We start from the raw sequence: 22865 nt of genomic DNA, 5'->3' as shown, positions 1-22865 counted from the left end.
ACGCGCTCAGCCCTCCGGGAACGATTCGCTCGGCTGCCGATACGCCTGAAGCTGCGCCCTGCGCTCCTCGGTGAAGTACTCGTCGAAACGTCGCTGTGCGTCCTCGCCGAACAGCAGTTCACACGCCTCGTGGATACCGTCGGCGTCGCGCACCTCATCATGGTCGAGGACCAGCGCGATCTTGCTGCGCCGGCGCAGGAAGTCGTCGAGCTTGGTGATCATCTCCGTCTTGGCGGCGTAGAACAACTCCACCCGCACGTAGTCGGCGTCCTCCATCACCTCGTCGGCCATGGTGGGGTCGTCGCGCAGGGCCTCCAGCATGGCGAAAGCCCGCAGCCCGTAGCGCCGCCACAGTCGCGTCGAAAGGGTCTCGAAGCTGGACTTGGTCGTGATGTGATCCAGACCCATCAGGCGGGCCTGTCGCAAGAACTCCTCGCGGGTGGCTTTCGGGGGTTCGCCGTACCAGGACTTCTTGTCCTTCGTCAGCGGCACGCCGAGCTTCTTGACGATCGCGCTGACCTCGTTGCCGATGTTCACACAGTCGGTCAGCTTGCCGCCGAAGACCGTCACCCAGGACCGATCCGCGTCGACCTCGAGCGCGTGCTTGCGCGACAGCGAGGTCCAATCGGTCTGGTCGGAGGTGGTGTTGTCGGTCTCCACCACCAACGGCCGGACCCCGCTGCGGGTCGAGATGATGTCACGCGGGGTCAGCGGCGTCTCCAGGTCGAGGCGTTCGTTGATCTGGTTGAGCAGGAAGTCGCGGTCCTCGTTGGTGACATCGGTATCGGGGTCACTCACCCGGTCATCGGTCGTCCCGATCATGGAACGGGTGCCCATCGGAATCACATAGAAGAGTCGCTGGGTGTCGTCGAAGAAGGCCAGCACCCGCTCCTGCTTGGACAACCTCGGGACGATCAGATGGATGCCTTTGGAGAACACGATCTTGTGCTTCGTGCGGATGCCGTGGGCGGCATTGATCGGATCGACGAAGGGCCCGGCGGCGTTGATGATGATCTTCGCCGTGGCTGCCATCTGCGCTCCCGTATCCGTGTCGCGCATCTGCACGTGCCACCGGTCGGCCACCCGCCGGGCCGACTCGAAGGAGACGTAGTTGGCGCAGGTGGCCCCGGAGTTCAAAGCCGAGCGGATGAAGCCGAACACGAAACGGGAGTCGTTGTCGACGATGTACGCGTCGGAGTACTCGATCCCGCCGAGCAGGTTGTCGGTGCGCACGATCGGCTCACGCTGGGTGATCTTCTCCGGGCTGAGCACCTTGGGTGGCTTCGTGAAGCCGTTCCCGATCACCCAGTAGGCGGTCGCGCCCATCCCTGCGAAGGGCGGCGAGTACGGCGAGTTCTCGTCCAGCGCCGCCATGAACCGGATCTCTTTGAGGTTGGCCGGGTAGGACTTGATCAGATGGTTGCGTGACATGCACAGATCCCGGACGAGTTTGAACTCGTAGTTCTCCAGGTATTTGAAACCGCCCCACACCAGGTTGCTCGACTGCATGGACGTGAAGGCGGCGAAATCCCCGCGGTCGATCACCGCCACCCGGGCGCCTCTGGAGGCAAGGGCGGCCGCAGAAACCGCACCGTTGATCCCGCCCCCGACGATGAGTACGTCGAAGATGCCGCCGTCGAGTTGGTCGATGTTGGATTCGCGTAGTCCCACATATCGATCCTAGGCGCGGCGCGTTCCCGACACCGCGCCTGCAGTCATCGGTGCTGACCGGCGAGGTACCCGGCGACCATGGGCTGTGAGGCGTAGCCTGCCTGCATGACACCGCCACCGGACTCCGAGCGCGGGCTGCGAGGAGCGGTCCGCCGAGTGGCCGGAGGTGCGCGGGACGCCGCGGACAGCGCATTCGACGCCACGGTGGGACGCGTGGGGCATTCGGTGGGCGGAGCAGCGCTTGAGGCCACCAACGCCACCGCTCAGCAGGTGATCGAGGACCTCGAGCCGTACTTGGTCGAGGAGGCCATTCCCCGAATCGTGGCGGGCATCACGCCCTACCTGACCGACGAGGTGGTCCCGGAGGTCCTCGCGGGCATCACCGACCACCTGACGACCGTCACCATTCCCGAAGTGGTCGATGGCGTTTCCGGCCACCTCGTCGAGGTCACCGTGCCAGAGGTCGTCGCGGGTGTGACCCCTCGGCTCGTGGACGACCTGCTGCCCCGCCTGCTGACCGATCTCCAGCCCTACCTCGAGCAGCAACTTGTGCCGCAGATCGTGGATGGCCTGGTCCCGTACCTCGAGCAGTCCATCGCACCCCGGCTCATCGACGCGCTGATGCCGAAACTCGGCGACGAGGTCGCTCCCCAGCTGGTGAACACGCTCATGCCCCTGATCACTGCCGAGATCGCACCCCAACTCGTCGACGCTCTCATGCCCAAGATCCGCGACCAGGTCGCTCCCGACCTGCTCGCGCCCCAGCGCACCCAACCGCCGCCCAAGACCGCTCCCCCCCCCCCCCCCCCCCCCCCCCCCCCCCCAAAACCCCCCCCCCCCCCCCCCCCCCCCCCCCCCCCACCCCCCCCGCCCCAGATACTGGACGACATCGTGGACGACCCGCGCATCCGCGACCTCATCCGGGAACAGAGTCAAGGCCTGTTCCTCGACGCCTTTGAGGGGTTCCGAGGGGCTTTGGCCGACCTCGACACCCTGGTGGACACCGTGGGCCGGCGGCTCCTGCGCCGACCACCCCGCCGGGAAGCTGAGACGGCTCTGCAAATCGTCCTTGCCGACACGTCGCCAGATGACACCAAGCCGGTGCGCCTTGCGGTGGAGGACCTTTCGAAGCAACGGGCCGTCTGGCGCGCTCTGCCCGCTCCCCCCGCGCCACCTGGACGGAGTTTCACGTACGCAGGAGCGGTCACCCGTCTGTTGGGCCTGGCCATCGACCTCTTCGTGGTGGGATACCTCAACACAGTTCTCTTCTCGACCCTGGCTGGCCTGCTCGATTCCCTCTTCTCAGGCACGCCTCCGGATTGGCTGACGCTCACTCTCCTTGCGATCGCGGCAGCGGTCATACCGGCGTACCTGGGCATGTGTTACTGGGCCCTCGGCCGGAGTCTGGGAATGGGCATCGTCGGGATTCGGGTCTGCACCCCGGACGGGCGACGCCCCGGTTTCCTGCGCGCCATGGTCCGGGCTTGGGTGGGCATGCTCGGCCTGGTCTTCTGGCTGGCGACCGGAGCCATCGCACTCGTCGACGCCAAGCGACGCAGTCTTATGGACCTCCTGGTCCACACCGAGGTGCGCTACTCGGTTCCCGAGACCCAGCAGCGCCGCCATGTCCGCGACGCTGTCCAGGAGCGGGTCATCGCGGCCGGGGGTCCCTAGCGCAGACCTGTCAGCCGACCACCGGATTGTCCACATCCGGTGGGTTTCGGCGGCCCCGAAGATGTCGTACCTGTGTTCTAACGTTGGGCCATGGATGTTCACCAGGCGTGGGAGTTGCTGCACACCGCGGGTGCGGACCCGCTGGACGTGGCGTGCGCAGCGGAGGCGGTGAAAGCGTTCAGTGACGCCCGCCAGCTCGGGGCTATCCACCAAGTCAGCCAGGAGAACCCGGCCACCACAGACCCGACCGGGAACCTGTGCGACCCGGCCCCGGCCGAGATCGCCTGCGCACTGGCCTGGACCCCGGCCGCGGCCAGCCGGCGTGTGGACCTGGCCCACGAGTTGCACGAGGACCTGCCCGAGGTCCTCGACGCGCTGCGCACCGGGCTGATCGACCTCGGAAAGGCCCAGGAGATCACCGCCGGCACCCTCGGGCTGACCCCCGCCACCCGGGTTGGTCTGGCCCGGGCCGCCTGCGACTACGCCACGAGCCACACCCGCGGGCAACTACGGGCGTGGCTGGCCACACAGATCACCCGGCTGGACCCCGAAGCCGCCACCGCCCGGCGCAAGAAGGCCCGCACCCGGCGGCGGGTCTGGGTGCAGCCCGAAACCGACGGCATGGCCACCCTCGGCGCCTACCTCACCGCCGAAGAAGCACAGGCCTGCTACGACAGCCTGCGGATCGCCGCGGCCAACCAGGACGGACCGGTCGACACAGCCCGCGCCGACGAACTGGTCGCCCGGATCAGCGGCATCCAGGCCCACCAGCCCGTCCCGGTGCAGGTCCTGATCACCCCCACCGGCCCGGAACTGGTCGGCTACGGGCCCATCAGCGACGCCCACGCCCAGCACCTGTGCGACACCGCACCGCGCATCCACCTGGACCCGCCCCGCCCCACCATCGGCTACCGCCCGGGCCCGCAACTCACCCGATACGTCAAAGCCCGCGACCGGCACTGCCGCTTCCCCGGCTGCCGGCGCCCCGCCGTCCACTGCGACCTCGACCACATCACCGCCTGGCCCACCGGATCCACCGTCGAGGTCAACCTGCAGTGCCTCTGCAGATACCACCACCGGATCAAGACCCACACCGACTGGACGGTCCGAACCACCCACACCGGCGACCTCACCTGGACCAGCCCCCGCGGCCACACCTACACCAGCACCCTCGAAGACCCATAGGCCAGAACCCGGCGCCATGCGCCTCATGCCACGGGTATTCCCTTGACCGCGCCCTAGTATCCGTCCATGAACGTGCTCGTTGCCGTCCCCGCCGCGATGGCGGCCGACACCGGACTTCCTGTGTTGGTGCTCGACATCGGGATGAGTCTCGTCGCAGCGGGAGTGCTCGCCATCGCGTTCACGGGACTGCGGATCCCGACGGTCGCCGCGTTCCTGCTTGCCGGGGTTCTGCTGGGCCCGACGGGCACCGGACTGATCAACGATCCGGTCAACATCGACACCATCGCCCAGCTGGGTCTCATCCTGCTGCTCTTCCTGATCGGGCTGGAGATCGACGTCAAGGGTCTGCTGGCAAGCGGGCGGGCCGTCTTCGTGTCAGGGGCTCTGCAGTATCCACTGACTGCCCTGCTGGGATTCCTCGTCGCGCAGGGCCTGGTGCTCGTCGGTGTCACCTTGGGGGTGCTGCAAGGTGACTACGCGACGCTCTACGTCGGCCTGGTCATCGCTGCCTCATCGACCCTGCTCGTGGTGGCACTGTTCCAGCAGACATTCACACTCGACACCCAGACGGGCCGGGTATCGCTGGCCCTGCTGGTGTTCCAGGATGTCTGGGCGATCATCGTGCTGGCCGTTCAGCCCAACCTCTCGGATCCGCAGGTGCTGCCGATCCTCTCGGCGTTCGCGGGTGTCCTGCTCCTGGGGGCGGTGGCACTCGCCGTGGCCCATTCCGTGCTGCCGATCGGCTTCCGGTGGATCGCCAAGCAACCATCCACCATCCTCATCGCGGCGCTTGCGTGGTGCTTCGCCGTGGTGCTGGCGGGGCTCAACATCGACACGGCGATCGAGGCCGTCACCGATGCCGACACCGCCCTGCAGGTGAGTGCCGGGATGGGCGCACTGGTCGCCGGGGCCACGATCGCCAGCCTGCCGTTCCGGGAGGAGATCGTGCGTCAGGTGTCGGTGGTCCGCGACTTCTTCGTCACACTCTTCTTCGTCGGACTCGGCATGACGATCCCGGCCCCGGACGGGGCCGGCGTGATCGTGTTCGCGGTGGGCCTGGCAGCGCTGGCCGTCGCGAGCCGCTTCCTGGTGATGCTTCCGCTGTTGAACGTGAGCGGGCTGGATGTACGGATCGCGACGCATACCTCCACCAAGCTGGCACAGATGTCGGAGTTCAGCCTCGTCATCGCGTTCCTGGGCCTACAACTGGGCCACATCGACGCAGCCCTCAACTCCTCGATCATCTTCGCCTTCGTGCTCACCGCCGTCCTGACGCCGACCCTGTTCACCAAGGCCGACACGGTGTACGACCGACTCGCCCCGTGGCTCGGTCGCGTCGGCATGAGACCACGGCGCACTGAGGACACCGACCGCTCCGAGAGCTTCGACCTCGCCCTGCTGGGCGTGCATCGCACCGCCTCGTCGCTGTTACACGAACTCGGTGAGTCCGTCCCCGATCTTCTCGACCGGACCCTGGTGGTCGACTTCAACGTTGCGATCCATCCGGACATCGCCAAGTTGGGCCCACGGGTCGCCTACGGGGACCTGACCAGCCCCGAAATCCTGCACCACGCTGGTGTGGACCGTGCCCGCGTTGTCCTGTGCACCCTTCCCGACGACGTGCTGACATCGGCCAGCACGGTGGAACTGGTCCACGTGATCCGCGAGGTCAACCCCTCGGCGGCGCTCATCGCTACCGCCACCACATTCCCCGAGCGCAAACGCCTGTACGCCGCGGGTGCGGACTTCGTGCTGATGCCCCGCGTCGAGGCAGCTCTGGCCGCTGCCCGTGCTGTCGAAGCCGCCCTCGACGGCAACCTGGGCGAACTGCGCGACGACGGGAAACCGGACTGGCGCCGCGAAGTCCTGGAATAGCCGCGGTCCCCTCACCGCACCAGGCCCCGCACCACATCGGCCAGGGTCATCAGATCCACCTCCCGGCCCAGCGCCACCTCCCGGTGGTAGGCGTCGTCGTCGAGAGCGGACCTGACTGCCTGCTCGATGGCCGCGCGTAGCATCGCCAGCAACGGCCAGACGCGGGCGCCGACGACCTCCCGCAGGGCATCGGCCATCCCCAGCGCCCGGGCGCTGGCCGGGGCGTCACCCTCCTGCAGGGCGACCAGACCGGCCACCTCGACGCAGTAGGCGTTGGCTTCGTAGAACGGATACCTCTGAACGAGGTCCGCTGCCGCACCCAGTAACTGCTTCGCCTCCTCGATCTGCCCGGTCTGGGCCAGTCCGGCGGCCTGGAACACCAGACTCTGCAACTGCGCACCCACGTTGCCGTATTGCCGTCCGAGTTCACCGGAGCGCTGCATCTCACGGCGCCACCCGGCCAGGTCGCCGCGCAGTGCGAGCAACGATCCCAGCCCGTTGTGCGCGAAGGCCTCGATCCACCCGCCTCCCGGGCCGCACTGCGCGAGTAGGTGGATGGACTCCCGCAGATGGCGCTCCGCTGCCGTCATGTCGCTATCACCGGCAGCGAGGTACCCCTCGTACAGCTCCAAGGTGCCGGGCAACTCCTCGTCCTCGGATAGCAGCGCGATACCGCCACGGATGCGGTCGATGAGCGCTCGGGCCGCCTCGTAGTCGCCCATGTTGAACCGCAGGCCCACGCCGGCCAGGAGCATGTCGCCCTGCTCGGGCGGCTCGAGCCGATCCACGAGGTCCATGGCGGCCTGCATGAGCGGCTCGATCTCACGCACCCGACCGTCCATCCACATCCCCACCCATGCCCGCGACAGGTGCGTCGCGTGTGCCGCCTGTTCCCGGGCGACGGCGAGTTCGAAGGCCGCCTTGATATCCGGCCACACCAGTCGGAACTCGCTGCGCCACCGATCATGTTCCGCCGACCGGAACCCGACGTCGAGTTCCCCGACGACTCTCGCCATGCGAGCGATCAGGCGGTCCCCAGTCGCGATGGCATCAGACACATCCAGGCGCTCACGGGCGTAGGCCCGGACAGCGTCGTACATCCGGAAGCGGGGCTCACCACTGCTGCGCGTGGACGGGTAGACGAGGCTCTGCTCCACCAGATCGGCCACCCCGTCGAGGACGTCGCCGGACTCCGTGCTGGCGACGGCTTCCGCGTCGGTCAGCGTCCACGGAGCCTCGAAGACCGACAACTGCGCGAAGAGTCGGCGCGCCAGCGGGGGCAGCAGTTCCTCGCTCCAGGCCACCGTGTCCCGCAGCGTCCGCTGTCGCGCGGGCACGTCCACCGCACCGCTGCTGAGATCTAGAGCGGAGCCCACACGTGCCAGCAGGGCGCGCGGAGGCAAGGTCTTGCTGCGCGCCGCCGCCAGTTCCAGCGCCAGCGGGATCCCCTCCAGACGCTTCGTCAACTCGGCGACGGCTGCCGCCTCGGCGGGGTCATCCAGGGTGAGACCGGGACGGGCCTCCCGCGCCCGTTCGAGGAACAGTCGCACCGCCGTGTACTGGTCAAGATCCCCGCGCTCTCCGTTCGGCGTGGTCAACGGCCCGATCGGAACCTGCTGCTCGCCCCGGATCCGCAGCCCGGCACGGCTCGTGGCCAGCACGGTGACGTCGGGGCATTCCTGCAGAACCGCGGTCACCTCGGGGGCGCACTCCACGACCTGTTCCATGTTGTCCAGCACCAGCAGCAGATTGCGGTTGCGCAGGGCACGTCCCAGGGTTTCCGCCGCGGGCACCGAGCCGTCCAACCCGATGCCGAGCACGGCGCCGATGGCCGGCAGTACCGCGTGCGGATCGCGGACGGCGTCCAAAGGGACGAAGGCGACCTCGCGCCCGGTCCGGGCCACGCCATGCGCGACCTCGAGAGCGACCCGCGTCTTGCCGATACCGCCGGGACCGACCAGCGTCACCAAACGCGCTCCCCCATCGAGAAGGCTGCGCACGTGTGCCGTCTCAGCCTCACGGCCGACGAGTTCGGTCAGCGGACGCGGCAGTTGATGGCTCGCTTCGGCACCGCGGGCGGGCTCTATCCGGTCGCCCACCAGGAACCGCTCCGCGAGGACGACAGCCAGGTCGTCGCGCAGGAGGCGTTCCAACTCCTCGGAATCCCGGAACGACCGATAACTGACGGTGTCGTCCTCCCGCACACGGTCCAGTAGCGCCTCCAGACGGGCCTCCCGCTCCGCGGGGGTGCGCAGGTACACCAGTCGGGGCAGTCCTGCCGAGAGGTGGTATTCGTCCTCAAGCCCCGAGATCGACTCCTCCGGTGCGACCCATCCGTACCTCTCTGCGTAGAGGCCCACGAAGATGTGGCTCTGTGCCAGGTACGCGCGATACAACGAGCGGGCCGGGTGCGGACGGGCGCCCAGTTCGAACATCACCGGTATCAGCCGCAGGCTCTCCACGGCCCGGCGGGCGGCCACCCGCTCTTCTGCCATCTCGACCAGCGTGGAACTGATGAACACCCGTGGCCGCTGATCGGGGGTGAGGATGCCGTAGGGGACCTCACCGCCTGCTCCGGCACTCATGGACGAACCCTTGACGCCGGGTGAGCGGTCGCATGCCCGAACACCCGGCCAGTCTGCCCCAGCACGCACCCCGCGCGCCAGGGTGGGAACTCGCTCAGCCCTCGATGTCCGTGGTTTCCAGCAGCCCCAGGCGCATGGCGTGCAGGGTGGCGGCAGCGCGGCTCGACACGCCCAGCTTGGCGCAGATGTGCTCCGGGTTCCTGCCGGCGGCTTAGCCGTCGTCGGGGAGGCTCGGGTTGGCCCGTCCCGCCCCAGCCGAGGTTCAGCCGGTCGGCTGCACGGTCTCCCAGGTCACATTGCCCTTGTCGTCTGTCTGCGTGACCTCCACGTCGACCGTGTCGCCGTCCAGTTCAGCGGTGCACGTGAAGACATTGCCCTGCTCGATCGGCACCGAGTCCGGGCACGTCACGGTCGGGGTTCCGGAGAGGCTCAGCTGGGACTGCATCTCCGTGGCGATGTTGGTCTCCAGTTTGTCGATGTCGAGGGTGGAGCTCGAGCAACCCGACAGGACTGTCGTGCCGAGCAGAAGGCCGGCACCGATGTAAGCAAGCGAAGCGCGCATCTTGGCAGCCTAGCCGCGGACGGCGCCTTGGCGCGATGCAAACGTCATTCGGGCATGGGAGTCGGCAGTGATCGCGGCGGGCCGGTGCACAACCATGGGTACCCACGGATGCAGGCGAGACGCCGGGACCGGGTTGGCCCGACCCGTGCCCAGCCGCGGCAGCACGCCCACAACCGCGGCCTGCGTGCCCGCGCCGTAGCCTCTCACCACCACCGCGCTGATGAGAGCCACGGCGGCTGTCGCGGCGGCCGCGCCAAAGAGCGCCGTGCGGACGCCCAGCATCTCACTGAGCCACCCCGCCAGACCCGTGCACACAGCGATCGCAAAGATGGCGCAGGTGTCGTAGACGCCGAAGACCCGTGATGCCAAAGCATTGGGGGTGACCCGCTGGATGGCCGTCACTGCGATGATCTCGGCGACGACGGTGAAGAGCCCCGCGAAGAACACCGCGATCGCCGCCACCGACAGCGTCCGCGCCAGCGACAGGACCACCCCCCACCCGGCGAACAGGACCAGGGTCGCGATGAGCCAACGGAAGTTCCGGGTCGATGCCAGGCGCGGGGCGATCACCATGCTGGTGAAGGCACCCGCGGCGAACGCCGCATTCAGCCATCCGATCCCCGACTGCCCTGCCACCAGGGCCGTTTCCCCCACGAGGACCAGCGCCACGACGAAGTATCCGTACAGAGCATTGTCCAGGGTTGCCAATGCCATGAACATGCGAATCCTGCGGTTGCGCGTGACTACGCGCAGCGCACCGGTGAACGCAGCGCGACTGCGGGCGGTCAGTTCAGGTGCTGCCGCAGGCAGGTTCAGGCGTCCGAGCGCGAGCAATGCCGCGAGGAAACACACAGCGGAAGCGATCCCTCCCCCGGCAACCGGCGCCCCGATCAGCAGCAGCAGGCCGAGCAACCCGGGTCCCGCCACCCAGCCGGCATTCTCGACGCCGGTGGCGAGGGTGTTCGCGGCCGGAAGGTCCTCCTCAGTGACCAACTCCGGGGTAGCCGCCGCCAGCGCGGGGTAGCCCGGGGTGCCCAGGGTCGCGGAGAGGGCAGTCAGGAGAATGAGTGCCGGTATTGGCCACCCGAGAAGGACTCCGCCGGTGATGGCAACCGCCAGGACCAGGCGCAGCCCGATCGACCACCGGAGCACGGCGCTGCGACTGTAGCGGTCGGCCAGGACGCCGGCGCTGGTGGAGAAGAGCACGTACGGCAAGAACCCGAGCGAGACCGCAGCCGAGACCCACAGACCCGAGCCGGTCGCGGCGAGGGCATGGATGCCGACCGCCATGATCAACTGCAACTGCCCAACAGTGGCCAAGCCATGGCCAAGCAACATGCGCACGAACGGGCCTGTGCGCAATGTGCTCGTGTATGTCACGGGTGCCCCTGCCGCTGGCCTCGCCGCGAGCCTAGGTGATCAAGCATCGGACGACATCAACTGAACGGCCGCTCGCCCGTCGGTCGAAGTCCCCATGGACAGCAGCACCGTGCAAGGGGTTAGCCATACGGATGAAGGGGAGCGATACAGACGGTCTTTGTCGCTCCCGCCCATCCGCATCACTAACGGATAGGTGCGGGAGAGCGGCCGGGCCACGTCGGGCGCTCAGGGGTTCAGATCACCGAACGCCGCGCCGAACTGCGGGTTGATCGTTGCAAGCAGCAGCCCCAGTGGTTTGATGGCGCCGAACATCAGTCCCACGGCGGCATCGGCCAGGGTCGCGAGTTGCTCGTCGGACTCGTGGCCGAACGCGAAGAAGCGGCAGACCATCTGCAGGATCAGGTCGTTGATGACGTTGAACAGATCCGAGACAGCAGCCGTCGTGGGGTCGGTGATGAGCGGTCCGGTCAGCGCATGACCCTCCACCCCTCGCGCGACCGCCGCGGTCACCGGGGGCCGGCACGAACGAGGGATCCGCTGCCTGCATCGCCACGTACTCGTCCAGAACTGCCTGGAAGCGCCCGAAGTGCGACCCTTCGACGTCCTCGGTCGCCCCCTCACCCTGTTCCACGATGATCGCCAGGACGGCCAGCGCCGACTGCAGGGCGTGCACCGGCACCAGGTCCTTCCATCCGAAGGATTCCGGTGCCGCCTGCGCCCACGGCGGGCCGATGAACAGCCCGTCCTCCCCGAGCCGTTCGGTCAAGTCGCGCAGCGCATCGCCGAGGGAACCGTACAACTGGCCCTGTGTGAGGAAGGCCTGCGGCCGCGGCTGCAACTCGGTGGGCGCCATCGGCGGGGGTTCCTCACCGACGTGCGCAAACGCGCCAGCGTCCTCGACGTCCACCCCCATCGCGCGTTCGAAGTAGACGAAGTGGCGCAAGGCGTCCTCGCTGAACGGCAGCAGCTCGAACTGCACCGACGGCGGGTAACCTTTGGCCCGCTGTGGGTAGTTGGGCCGCGAGACGTACGGCGCCGAACCGATCGCGGTCAGCAAGTTGTTGACCATCGCCCAATGCAGCATTTCCTCGGCTGCGATGCTCAGCAGGACCCGCCGCCAGCGTTCCACCGCCTCGAACTGCTCGGCCGTCACACCCGGGCCGACCTCGCTGCGCAGACTGAAGGCCGTATAGAGGTATTGCCCCATGGCCAGGTGCTCGATCTCTGCGGCCTGGCACAGCAAGTAGGACAGTTCCTTGCGGTGCTCCACCACGATCCGCGGATGTGGCATGCCGGCCCTCACCGTCCGCGGATGGGTCCGGTGACGTCGACAGAGAAGGGCCCCTCCTTCGTCTCACCTGTGAACGAGCAGGTCACCTGGTTCTTCGGTGGCCTCCCCGGGCGTGTGTACGTCTCCCCCGGGATCATATGGCGGGTCTTCAACCCCTCCCCGAAGACGGCGATCTCGTAGGGGAACAGCCACTTGCCCGAGGGCTTGGCGTCCTCTGCATTGATCAACTGCAGCGGGGCGAACAGGAACGGCGTGCGGGGCGTGACGACGACTGTCTTCAGCCCAGCGCAACCCTCCCCACTGAGCCGCAGACCCCGCAGGTTCTGATCGGGTGCGGCGGTGGCGGTGGTCGGGATCAGAACGGTGGTAGCGACAACAGCCGCCGCCCCGACTGCCAGGCGACGCGAGCGAGACATGATGCACTCCTCCATCTGCGCGGTCCGTAGGCGCCAAGGGTACGCCTGGAATCCGTTGCTGAACAGGGTTACCGGACGTGCGAACGGTGACACATGCGCCTTGAGCGGGAATACTGTCGCCCATGAACCCGCTGCCGACGGGGACCTTGACGATGTTGTTCAGCGACATCGAGGGTTCGACGTCGCTGCTCAAGGGACTGGGTACGCGATGGGGAGAGGCCCTGTCCGCCCAGCGCCGCATCCTGCGCGCGGAGTTCACCGCCTACCACGGCCGCGAGATGGGGACCGAGGGTGACAGCTTCTTCATCGTCTTCACCTCCGCCCACGAGGCATTGGCCGCGGCCGTGTCCGCGCAACGGCGACTGGGAGAGCACCCATGGCCCGGGGGCGCGGCACTGCGCGTGCGCATGGGTTTGCACACCGGTGAGCCGGAGCGCCACGAGGACGGGTACATCGGTATCGACGTGCACCGTGCCGCGCGGATCGCCGCCACCGCACATGGCGGGCAGATCGTGTTGTCGGCCACCACCCAGGAACTCGTGGGCGCCGAGCCCGGGGACATCCAGTTCCGCGACCTCGGGTGGCACCGGCTGAAGGACCTGACCCAACCCGAGCATCTCTTCGACGTGCAGGCCGAGGGACTGGTCGCGGAGCACCCTCCCGTGCGCAGCCTGGGCAGCCGGGCGAACCTGCCGACGTACGCCACGGAGTTGATCGGACGCTCCCGGGAGGTGTCGGAGATCTGCGCGGCGATCGAGCGAAACGGTGCCCGCCTGGTCACTCTGACCGGCACCGGCGGGACCGGAAAGACCCGCCTGGCCGTTGCCGTGGCCCACGAACTAGAGAACCAGTTGGGCTCCGACATCTACTTCGCCGATCTGCACACCGCGGACCGATCGGCGTTGATGTGGTCCGGCATCGCGGAGGCGGTGGATGCCCCCGGCGACTCCGACCAACTGCCCCACGAGCGCACACTCGGATTCCTCGCTGACCGTTCCGCCTTGCTCGTCCTGGACAACCTGGAGCAGATCACGGAGGCCGATGTCGTGGTAAGCCGCCTGCTGGATGCGGCACCTGGACTGCGCATCCTCGCCACATCGCGGCGGCCGTTGCACCTCGTGGACGAGCAGCAGTACCCGGTCTCCCCGTTGGCCGTCCCCACCAGCCCCGACAACGGCGATCTCACCGACGTCCAGACCGGCGCGGTCGACCTCTTCGTGCGTCGCGCCCGGATGGTCAAGCCCTCGTTCGCGCTCACGCCGGCCAACGTCGCCGATGTCGTCACGTTGTGCCGGCATCTCGACGGCCTTCCCTGGCGATAGAACTGGCCGCAGCCCGCACGAGACTGCTCAGCCCGAAAGCCCTGCTGCGCCGCCTGGATGACCGGTTGTCCGACGCGACAACACTGACCAGGCGCTCGCAGCGCCAGCGCACCCTGGCCGCCACGATCTCGTGGAGTTACGACCTGCTCGAGGAGTCCGACCGGCGGGTGTTCACCCAGCTCGCGGTGTTCTCCGGCCGGTTCGGCCTCGAAGCGGTGGAACAGGTTCTCGGCGAGCAGGACCGGGACCCCTTGGACGTCGTGGCCCACCTCGTGGATGTCAGCCTGCTGGAGATCGCCGAGAGCCCGGACGGCGAACCGATGATCTTCTGGCTCGAGACCATCCGCCGGTTCGCTCGCGAACAATTGGCGGCGTCCGACGACCATGACGCAGTGCGCCTGGCCCACGCCCGCTGGTGCCTGGATGTGGCGACCAAGATCAACGCACTGCTGCACGGCCCGCGCCAGATGAGCGCACTGGATCGCATGAACGCCGTGGAGGAGGACATCCGCGCGGCGCTCGACTGGTGCCTCGACCCGGAGGTGGACCCCACCGGCGAGCGCGCAGAGTGCGGGTACGCGCTGCTGCAGCAGATGGACGGCTACTGGTACCGCTTCGGCTACATCGCCGAGGGCCGGGGATGGCACGATCGCGCGCTGCGCCTGCTGGCCAACGACGCGGTGCCCGACAGCGTCCAGGTCGTCGATGCGCTGCATGGTCAGGGGATCCTCGCCCTGCAGCAAAGCGATCTGATCATCGGCACCCACGCTCTCGAGCGCGCGCTGGCCATGGCCCACCGCCTCTGTGACCTGGACCGGGAGGCCCGGGAATCCAACAGCCTTGGCATCGCCCGCCGCGATGCCGGCGAAACCGCCGAAGCGCGCGCGCTGATCGAGCGCAGCCTGGACCTGGCTCGCCAGATCGGGAGCCCACAGCGGGAGGCGACCGCTCTGAGCAACGTCGTGCACCTGCACATGGACGTCGGCAACTACCCGGCTGCGATCGAGGCGGCGCAGCAGGCGATCGCCGCGGACGCAGCCTTGGATGACCCCTGGGGACTCGCGATCGACCATGCCAACCTGGTGGAGGCGTTGCTGAACGGCGAGGGTCCAGAACGCGCCTACGAGGAGCTGCGCGAAGTGGCCCCGAAGGCGGTGGCACTCGGGGACATCGACCTGTCCATCGACGTGATCGAGACGTCCGCGGCCATCTGGGCCGGTCTGGGGCACGGGCCGCGGGCCGCCACCCTGCTGGGGGCAGCCGAGAAGCAGCGCAGGATCGCGGGTATCCCGCGCGCCGCCCCGGACCAGCAGCATCTCGACCGGTTCATCGAACCCGCGCGGGTACGGGTGGCAGAACAGACCTGGAACGACGCCTTGCGCAAGGGCGCAGCGATGGGACTTGAGGAAGCCGTCGCGGAGGCGACGACCCCCCGGCCCGGCCCCCCGCCCGAACAGACCACCCGACGCACACAAGCCGAAGCCGGATCACGATGACACAGGAGGAACCATGGGCAAGAACGATGATCTAGAACGCTGGTGGAAAGGGCTGTCAGACAAGCAGAAGGCCGAAGCGCTGAGCTCGGAAGTCACCGGCGAACTCACAGATGCCGTCGCGGACTCCCTGGACAAGGCCGGCATCCACAAGCGCAAGGGGCGCAAGGATCGCCGCGTCCCGGATGACGTGGGGATCTTCCTCAAGACCCGCCACTGACCTATGGCCGACGGTCTGAGCATCGCGCAGCTCTGGGACTGGTTGACAGCCGGCCAGGTGTCAGACAGGGCCTTGGAGTGGGCCCCTGACGTGGCCGCCCTGACCAGCGTCCTGATCGAGCGATCGCACGCCTTCCGGTTCGTGGTCTCCCCACCGCCGGGGGCGCAATGGCCACCTGCGGGCGATGAACCATGGGCACAGCGGGTCCGGTCGGCAGCGGCACAATGGCGGGCGGCGATGGACGCCGGCACCGGCGAGGCTCCTGAGATCGTGCGGCGCTGCTGGGCCACGGTCATCGAACACCTCGACACGCCGCTGGGCGACATCGGTGCCGGACGGCCTTGGGAAGTGTGCGAGGCCGCACTGGCACTGCACGCGATCGCCGATGAAGCCTCCGCCGGGTGTGCTGGCGGCGGATCGGCGCGGGGGCCGGGATTCACCTTCCGCGCGCGGGCACGCGAGTTGCTGGCACGGACCGGGTCCTTGGCGCGACTACCGGCCGATCGCGTGGCCCAGTTGCCGAAGTCGCGCACCACGGGCGTGGGCATCACCCACAGGTCGTTGTCCCGGTACACCTGCACCACCACCGGCGGGATTCCCGTGGTGTGGGACCGGGTCCCGATGCGGCGTCGCGACAGCGGGCCCGTGCCCCGGCACGCGAACGTTCTCCTGCTGCCCTGGCCGTTGCGCATTCGCGAGTCGGACTTCGTGCCCGTGCCCGGGTCGGTCCAGCGGCCCGAGCGCGAACCATTCGGCTTCTTCACCTACGCGCCGTCCGAGGCTCTTGATCTGGACCTCGTGGATCGCCTGCTGGATGCCGCCCTCGAAGAGGTGGACGCCGTCGACGTCGTGGTGCTGCCGGAGGGATGCCTCGACGAGGCGGACGTCGTGGCCATGGAGACATTGCTCGGGCGACGCGGGGTCACGATGCTCGTCACCGGCTTCCGGCCGGAGCCTGCCGCGCCGGACCGGTTCGCCATGAACGCGGTGCACACAGGACTGTTCCTCGGCGGCAGGTGGTGGCACTACCGGCAGAACAAGCACCACCGGTGGTTCCTCGACGCCGGGCAGATCGAGGCGTACAACATCGCCGGGGCGCTACATCCCAGTGTGCGCTGGTGGGAGGCGATGGAGATCCCCGAGCGTAGCGTGCACTTCCTCGAACTGGGCGGTGGGATCACGGTCGCTGCGGTGGTGTGCGAGGACCTGGCCCGCCTGGATGGCGTCGCCGAGTTGCTGCGCTCGGTGGGCCCGACCCTGGTGATGACGCTGTTGCTCGACGGGCCGCAACTGGCGTCGCGCTGGACGTCTCGGTACGCCGGTGTCTTGGCCGACGATCCCGGTTCAGCCGTGCTCACCCTCACCGCGCTGGGCATGGCCACGCGCTCGCAGCCGCGGGGGGTGCCGCCCAGCCGGGTCATCGCCATGTGGAAGGACCCGGTGCGGGGTGTGCGTGAGATCCCGATGGAACCCGGATCCCAAGCTGTGTTGCTCAAGGCTGTGATCGACCGTTCGACCCGTCACGCCGCCGACGGCCGGCAGCCCGTCGATGACGTGACGGACTTCTACATCGCCGGCGTGCACCAACTCACGGCAGCGGACGGTCCGGCTGGCGAACCCTCCGCCCCAACCGGAACGGCGGCGCTCACAGGCCTGGATCTCAGTGTCGTCTCGGCCTGGGCGCAGGCCATCGCCGACGCGGTCTCCGGTGGGCAGGAGGCGGTCGCGGAGGTCCTGACCGCCGCTGCTCCGGATGCCGGCTGGCGCGCCGGTGCCGGGCTCTCGGCGCCAGCGGACGACCTCGCCGCCGCGCTGGCCGGACTGGTACGCCTGGCCGCGGACGCCGGGGCAACTTCCGTCGCCGAGCTGGCCACGGCCCTTGAGGCATCGCCGGCGGACGAGCCCGATCCCGAAGCTGTGGCCCGCGTGTGCCTGGTCGCAGCGCTGGAGGCCACCCGTCGGGGGTGAGGCGCGTTGGGTGATGCCGGTGCAGTTGATCGGGGGCCACCCAACGAACGGACGGTGAACGACTCGCTGAACCGCGACCACCGGCATCGCAAGGCGACGTACCGTGAAGATGAAGGGAGGCAGGCATGAACGAGCAACAACGCCAACAGATGGGTACTGGCCGCGGTTTCATCGCGGCTCTGGATCAGAGCGGCGGCAGCACCCCGAAGGCCCTGCGGCTGTACGGCGTAGAAGAGGACGCCTACTCCGGCGAGGAGCAGATGTTCGACCTGATCCACCAGATGCGCACGCGGATCATCACCAGCCCCGCGTTCACCGGCGACCGGATCCTCGGGTCGATCCTCTTCGAACAGACCATGGACCGCGACATCGAGGGGCTCGGCAGCGCCGAGTACCTGTGGACCGTCAAGCACGTCGTGCCGTTCCTGAAGGTGGACAAGGGCCTGGCCGACGAGGCGAACGGTGTGCAGGTGATGAAGCCCATGCCGGGCCTGGACGACCTGCTCGCCAGGGCGACCGAGAAGGGCGTGTTCGGCACCAAGATGCGCTCGGTCATCAAGACCGCCGATGCGGCCGGGGTACCGGCGGTCGTGGACCAGCAGTTCGAAATCGGCCGGCAGATCCTGGCCGCCGGACTCGTACCGATCATCGAGCCGGAAGTCGATATCCACAGCCCCACCAAGGCCGCGGCCGAGGATCTGCTGCGCAGCGCCATGACCGAGCAGGTCGACGCGCTGCCCGACGGGCAGCAGATCATGCTCAAGTTGACCCTGCCGAGCGAGGCGGACTTCTACTCCGACCTCATCGCGCACCCGAAGGTCCTGCGGGTGGTGGCCCTGTCCGGCGGCTACTCGCGCCAAGAGGCCGACGGCCTGCTGCGCGCCAACCACGGCATGATCGCCAGCTTCTCGCGGGCGCTGACCGAGGGGCTGTCGGCGCAGCAGTCGGATGAGGAGTTCAACGCCATGCTCGACGCCTCTATCCAGAGCATCTACGAGGCGTCGCTGACCTGAGGACACCAGCAGGTCGTCCAGCATCGCGGGAGTGAGCCTGCCCGTGTACGTGTTGTGCGGGCTCACGTGGTAGCAGCCGACGAGCCGAACGCTGCGGCCATCGGGCGCACCCAGGATCACCTCCCGCGCATGGCCGAAGGCCGGCTTGGGCCGCCCCCAGACCAGCCCAGTTGCCGGGTGGTGGCCAGAACCGCATCCCACGCCAGCCCGCCGAGGCACATGATCGTGCGCAGGACCGGCGCCGCGAGTTCGAGGTCGCGCGCCAGCCAGGCACGGCACGTGACCCGCTCCTCGGCAGTGGGCTTGTTCTGCGGCGGCGCACACCGCACCGCCGCAACGATCCGCATGCCTGTCAGGCGCAGACCGTCGCCAGCAGCCATGGAGGCCGGCTGGGAGGCCCAGCCCGTCCGGTGCAGTGCGGCGTACAGGAAGTCCCCCGACGCGTCGCCGGTGAACATGCGCCCGGTGCGGTTGGTCCCGTTGGCCGCAGGCGCCAGCCCGACCACCAGCACTGCGGCGTCCGGATCGCCGAACGACGGCCCCGGCCGGCCCCAGTAGGGCTGACCGGCGAACGCCGCGCGCTTCCCGTCGCGGGCGACTGATTCCCGCCAGCGGACCAGCCGCGGGCAGGCCCGGCACACCGAGACGCGCGCCTGCAGCCCCGCCAGATCCGATGCCCCGGCGGCCAGGTCGCGAACCTGCGCGGCGGTGTGTGCGATCGGCGTCGAGGCGTCCGCGGGGTCGCCGGGCCACCCCGATCCCGGGGTCACCGGAGACTCGAAGTGCTGACCGGTCACCGGGTGCGGCGCCGCGCTCACAACTTCGGGTACCCGGTGATCTTCTGGATCTCCTTGTAGAGGGGACGCAACTGGCCGTAGGTCTTCGAGTACACCCGCTCATAGAGTTCGCCGTACAAATCCCGCGTGGCCGGATCGGGGCTGAACTCCTCGGCCCGCTGGGTCATGTGGCCGGCGGCCTGGGTGATGTCGGAGTACACCCCCATCCCCACCGCCGCATCCATGGCGGCACCAATCACCGATGTTTCCGGGGTGTGCGGCCGGTAGACCGGCAGGTCGAAGATGTCCGCGGTCATCTGCATGATCGAATCGCTGCGCGAGCCGCCGCCGGTGGCCCGCAGTTCCACGATCGGGACGCCGGTCTTCTTCTGGGTGAGTTGCGCGCCGTCCTTCATCGCGAACACGATCCCCTCGAGGATCGCGCGGTACAGGTGAGCCCGGGTGTGCACGTCGCCGAACCCGAACACCGCACCTTTCGCGTACGGCTCGAGGTCGGGGCCGGGAGTCCAGTACGGCTGGCAGATCAAGCCCTGTGAGCCGGCCGGCACCCCGCGCACGAGTTCCTCCAGCAGGTCCTCGGGGGCCTGCCCGGAGTCGGCGGCCGTCAGTCGCTCCTGCAGGCCGAACTCGTCCTTGAACCACGAGACCATCCACAGTCCGCGCACCACCGCGACCTCGGTGTAGTACTCCCCCGGCACCGCAGACGGGTACGGCGGCAGCATGGGACGCAGTTCCACGTACTTCTGGTTCTGGGTGTTGATCGTCGCCGTGGTCCCGAAACTGATGCACGCGGTCTCCGGGGTGAGGCAGCCCGCCCCGATGATGTCGCAGGCCTTGTCGTTTGACGCGGCGACGAACGGCAGGCCGACGGGCAGTCCCGTCTGCTCGGCCGCCTGCGAGGTGATCTCGCCGAGGTGCTCGGTCGGCTTCACCAGATCGGGCAGCTTCTCGCGCTCCATGGGGAACATCCGCCATTTGAGGTCCAGGCTGCCGGCCCAGTCGGACTTCTTCACGTCGAACGGGATGGTGCCCACGATGTTGCCGGTGGAGTCCCGGAACTCCCCGGTGAGCCGGAACGTGAAGTACCCCGACAGGTACAGGAACTTGTGGGTCTCTGCTCCCAGATCTCCGGCTGGTTCTGCCGGATCCAGTTCGACCGGCTGAACTGCGTGGCGTACTCGACCAGCGGATACACCCGAGCTGCCTTCAGGGCAGGCATCGCGAAGCCGGGCAGCACCTTGTGGATGTCGGCCTTGCGCTGGTCCAGCCACACGATGGCCGGACGCAGCGGCTGCCCGTCCCGGTCGACGTTGATCATGGTCACGCGCTGGGTGGTGAGGGTGACGGCGACGATGCCGCCCGTGTCCTGACCGGCGAGCAACTCCTGGGTCGTCCGGCACAGCATCTGCCAGTAGTACTCGGGATCCTGCTCCGCCCAGCCCGGCTCGACGGAGAAGTAGGGCTGAATCGGCGTCTTCACCAGGTGCAGGATCGTGCCCTCGAAGTCCACCAGCGCCGCCCGGATCGACTGGGTGCCCGCATCGATCGCCACGACCACGCCGTCCCGCGCGCTCATGATCCACCCAGACCCAGGGTGTTGCCGGGATTCATGATCCCGTCGGGGTCGAAATGCCTCTTCAGGGCGCGCAGCACATCCATCTCGGCTGTCCCCAGGTACCCCTCGATCCAGGGACCGAAGAGGTTGCCCGCGCCGTGGTGGTGGCTCGTCGAGCCGCCGAACTCGAGGATCTTGTCGATGACCGACGCGCGGAATCGGAAGTACTCCTGCTCGTCCTCCGGACGCAGGATCAGGATGAAGTAGAGGTTGGTCCCCTGCGGATAGAAGTGCGACGCGTGCGTCATGCACACCGTGCCCGGCCGGCTCTTCACGAACTCCCGCACGCCGGTGTGGACGTCGTAGATGGTGTCCCAGGTCACCGCCGTCTCGAGGGTGTCGATCACCATCCCGAAGTCCAGGATGTCCTCGCGGATGTAGGCGTCGGCGTACCGGCCGTGCTCCCACTGCTTCTCCGCGAAGGACGTCAGCGACATCCCGCCGTGCGCGCGGGCGATCCGTTTGGCCTGCGCGGCCACGTTCTTCGCGAAACCCTTCTCCCCTTCTGCGGTGCCCACGCACAGGCAACGCTGCCAGGGTTTGAATCCCCGCTTGGTCAGGAACGCGTTTGCCATGCCGGCGTCGAAGCCTTTGAGTGCCAGTCCCCGCTCGGTCTCCTCCGGGTCGGAGATGCGCAGGATGGCGGGCATCCCGAACTCGCCCTGGACGGTCTCCCGGCTGAACTCCACGGCCGCCTGCCAATGCGGAAACATGAACGCGAAGCGCTGGGTGTTCTCCGGACGGTGGCGGAAGATCTTCACGGTCGCCTCGACGAGCACCCCGAACGTGCCCTCGCTGCCCTTGAGGATGTCGTTGACCTTCGGCCCGGCGGCGAAGGCTGGGACGTCCCGGGTCCGGATCGTGCCGACCGGGGTGACGTACTCCTGGCTGATGATCAGGTCGTAGGCGTCGCCGTAGTACGTGGAGGCCTGCCCGGACCCCAACGCGGTGATCCAGCCGCCGACGGAGGCCATCTCGAAGGACTGCGGGAAGTGCCCGCAGGTATAGGCCAGGGCGGTCCCCCGCAGGCGGGGGGCGTCGTTGAGCTCGGCTTCGAAGTCCGAGCCGATCAGCCCCGGCTGCACGACCGCGGTCATGTTCCGCTCGTTGATCCCCAGGATCTGGTTCATGTGCGTGCGCATCACGAGGACCACGCCGCCGCGGTCGGCGCGGCTGCCGATGACCACCCCCGAGCCCGCACCGTAAGGAATCACGGGAATCGCGTGCTCGGCGCAGTACGCGACGACCGCGGCGACGTCGGCCTTGTCGCGTGGATGCACCACGAGGTCCGGCACCGCCTCGACGCGGCCGGCACGCAGGGCGAGGTTCTCGTCCAGGCTCTTGCCGTGCCCGTAGCGCACCCGGCTGAAGTCGTCGTCCTCGACGTTGCCCTCCCCGACGATCTGCGCGATCGCCGTCCTGTGCTGCGGGTCCATTCCCGGCCGGTCGCCGAGGCTCACGGGTGCGTCGCCCTGAGAGCGCGGCCGCTGGAAGTCGGCGTCGGCCATCCCGAACTCGTCCTGGAACATCGCCACCCAGCCAGCGCTGGGGTGTTTGATCCGTTCCGGGTCGAAACTGAAGGCCGCTCGGTACGACCCCGCGCGTGCGAGGTGCTCCCGCCATGTGGGACTGATGCTCTTCTTGGACGCCACGGTCCCCTCCTCACTCCTTCCCCCATCGTCACACTTCCCGGGTGCCGGATGCGCTGATCGGTACCTGGTCGCCGCAGGCCCGGCTCGCGATGTGCACAGCAGAGCAAGGGGGGCCACCTGCGACTAGGCTGCGAGGCGGTCGGCGA

At 68.3% G+C, this 22865-nt stretch carries 15 protein-coding genes and 2 pseudogenes; 8 read left to right on the top strand and 9 right to left on the bottom strand.

Translation table 11 applies throughout. The features are described 5' to 3' along the window. Positions 1-6: 6 nt before the first annotated feature. Entirely contained in the window at positions 7-1671 is a 1665-nt protein-coding gene (locus IPG68_05935; GenBank protein MBK6762832.1) for a glycerol-3-phosphate dehydrogenase/oxidase, read from the bottom strand. Positions 1672-1776: 105 nt separating this feature from the next. Between IPG68_05935 and IPG68_05930 the strand changes: the two genes are divergently transcribed. The 3 genes from IPG68_05930 (at position 1777) to IPG68_05920 (ending at position 6405) form a co-directional block, all read left to right on the top strand. Then, positions 1777-3345 carry an RDD family protein gene (locus IPG68_05930; protein MBK6762831.1) on the top strand — a complete coding sequence of 523 codons (1569 nt, stop codon included), beginning with the start codon at positions 1777-1779 and terminating at the stop codon, positions 3343-3345. 90 nt (positions 3346-3435) lie between these two features. Further along, entirely contained in the window at positions 3436-4530 is a 1095-nt protein-coding gene (locus IPG68_05925) for a DUF222 domain-containing protein (protein MBK6762830.1), read from the top strand. 66 nt (positions 4531-4596) lie between these two features. Then, positions 4597-6405, top strand: coding sequence for a cation:proton antiporter (locus IPG68_05920; GenBank protein MBK6762829.1), 1809 nt, complete (start codon positions 4597-4599; stop codon positions 6403-6405). 11 nt (positions 6406-6416) lie between these two features. Here IPG68_05920 and IPG68_05915 read toward each other — a convergent pair whose 3' ends face one another. The 5 genes from IPG68_05915 to IPG68_05895 all read right to left on the bottom strand — a co-directional run bounded on the left by IPG68_05915 (position 6417) and on the right by IPG68_05895 (position 12639). Next, the gene (locus tag IPG68_05915; protein MBK6762828.1) at positions 6417-8990 is read right to left on the bottom strand and encodes a DUF4062 domain-containing protein; all 2574 of its coding nucleotides are present in this window, start codon (positions 8988-8990) and stop codon (positions 6417-6419) included. A 262-nt stretch (positions 8991-9252) separates the two neighbouring features. Next, positions 9253-9552 (bottom strand): DUF4333 domain-containing protein, encoded by a 300-nt coding sequence (locus tag IPG68_05910; protein ID MBK6762827.1) that lies wholly within the window; start codon positions 9550-9552, stop codon positions 9253-9255. A gap of 9 nt (positions 9553-9561) precedes the next feature. Next, positions 9562-10896: an MFS transporter gene (locus IPG68_05905; GenBank protein MBK6762826.1), complete on the bottom strand. Its 1335-nt coding sequence runs from the start codon at positions 10894-10896 to the stop codon at positions 9562-9564. Positions 10897-11170: 274 nt separating this feature from the next. Next, complete coding sequence (locus IPG68_05900; protein MBK6762825.1) at positions 11171-12223, bottom strand: ferritin-like protein; 1053 nt, start codon at positions 12221-12223, stop codon at positions 11171-11173. A gap of 8 nt (positions 12224-12231) precedes the next feature. Continuing rightward, positions 12232-12639 carry a hypothetical protein gene (locus tag IPG68_05895; protein MBK6762824.1) on the bottom strand — a complete coding sequence of 136 codons (408 nt, stop codon included), beginning with the start codon at positions 12637-12639 and terminating at the stop codon, positions 12232-12234. Positions 12640-12761: 122 nt separating this feature from the next. Here IPG68_05895 and IPG68_05890 point away from each other — a divergent pair, with 122 nt between their 5' ends. The 5 genes from IPG68_05890 to IPG68_05870 all read left to right on the top strand — a co-directional run bounded on the left by IPG68_05890 (position 12762) and on the right by IPG68_05870 (position 18655). Further along, positions 12762-13961: an adenylate/guanylate cyclase domain-containing protein gene (locus IPG68_05890; protein MBK6762823.1), complete on the top strand. Its 1200-nt coding sequence runs from the start codon at positions 12762-12764 to the stop codon at positions 13959-13961. Beyond that, positions 13928-15457, top strand: a complete 1530-nt coding sequence (locus tag IPG68_05885; protein ID MBK6762822.1) for a hypothetical protein — start codon at positions 13928-13930, stop codon at positions 15455-15457. The genes IPG68_05890 and IPG68_05885 overlap by 34 nt, the downstream gene beginning before the upstream one ends. A 13-nt stretch (positions 15458-15470) precedes the next feature. Beyond that, on the top strand, positions 15471-15674 hold the full coding sequence (locus IPG68_05880; protein MBK6762821.1) for a hypothetical protein: 204 nt from the start codon (positions 15471-15473) through the stop codon (positions 15672-15674). 3 nt (positions 15675-15677) lie between these two features. Continuing rightward, positions 15678-17642, top strand: a complete 1965-nt coding sequence (locus tag IPG68_05875; GenBank protein MBK6762820.1) for a hypothetical protein — start codon at positions 15678-15680, stop codon at positions 17640-17642. A gap of 125 nt (positions 17643-17767) precedes the next feature. Further along, positions 17768-18655 (top strand): fructose bisphosphate aldolase, encoded by an 888-nt coding sequence (locus IPG68_05870; GenBank protein MBK6762819.1) that lies wholly within the window; start codon positions 17768-17770, stop codon positions 18653-18655. A gap of 6 nt (positions 18656-18661) precedes the next feature. Here the strand turns inward: IPG68_05870 and IPG68_05865 are convergent. The 3 genes and pseudogenes from IPG68_05865 to IPG68_05855 form a co-directional block, all read right to left on the bottom strand. Continuing rightward, a pseudogene (locus IPG68_05865) lies at positions 18662-19473 on the bottom strand (uracil-DNA glycosylase). Continuing rightward, positions 19470-21028 (bottom strand): annotated as a pseudogene (locus IPG68_05860) (FGGY-family carbohydrate kinase). The pseudogenes IPG68_05865 and IPG68_05860 overlap by 4 nt, the downstream one beginning before the upstream one ends. Beyond that, positions 21025-22596, bottom strand: coding sequence for an FAD-binding oxidoreductase (locus IPG68_05855; GenBank protein ID MBK6762818.1), 1572 nt, complete (start codon positions 22594-22596; stop codon positions 21025-21027). The pseudogene IPG68_05860 and the gene IPG68_05855 overlap by 4 nt, the downstream one beginning before the upstream one ends. Between the last annotated feature and the right edge of the window lie 269 nt (positions 22597-22865).

It is taken from the genome of Micrococcales bacterium (genome assembly GCA_016703125.1).
Lineage (GTDB): Bacteria > Actinomycetota > Actinomycetes > S36-B12 > UBA10799 > JADKAV01.
This window is presented reverse-complemented; position numbering and strand designations above follow the sequence as displayed.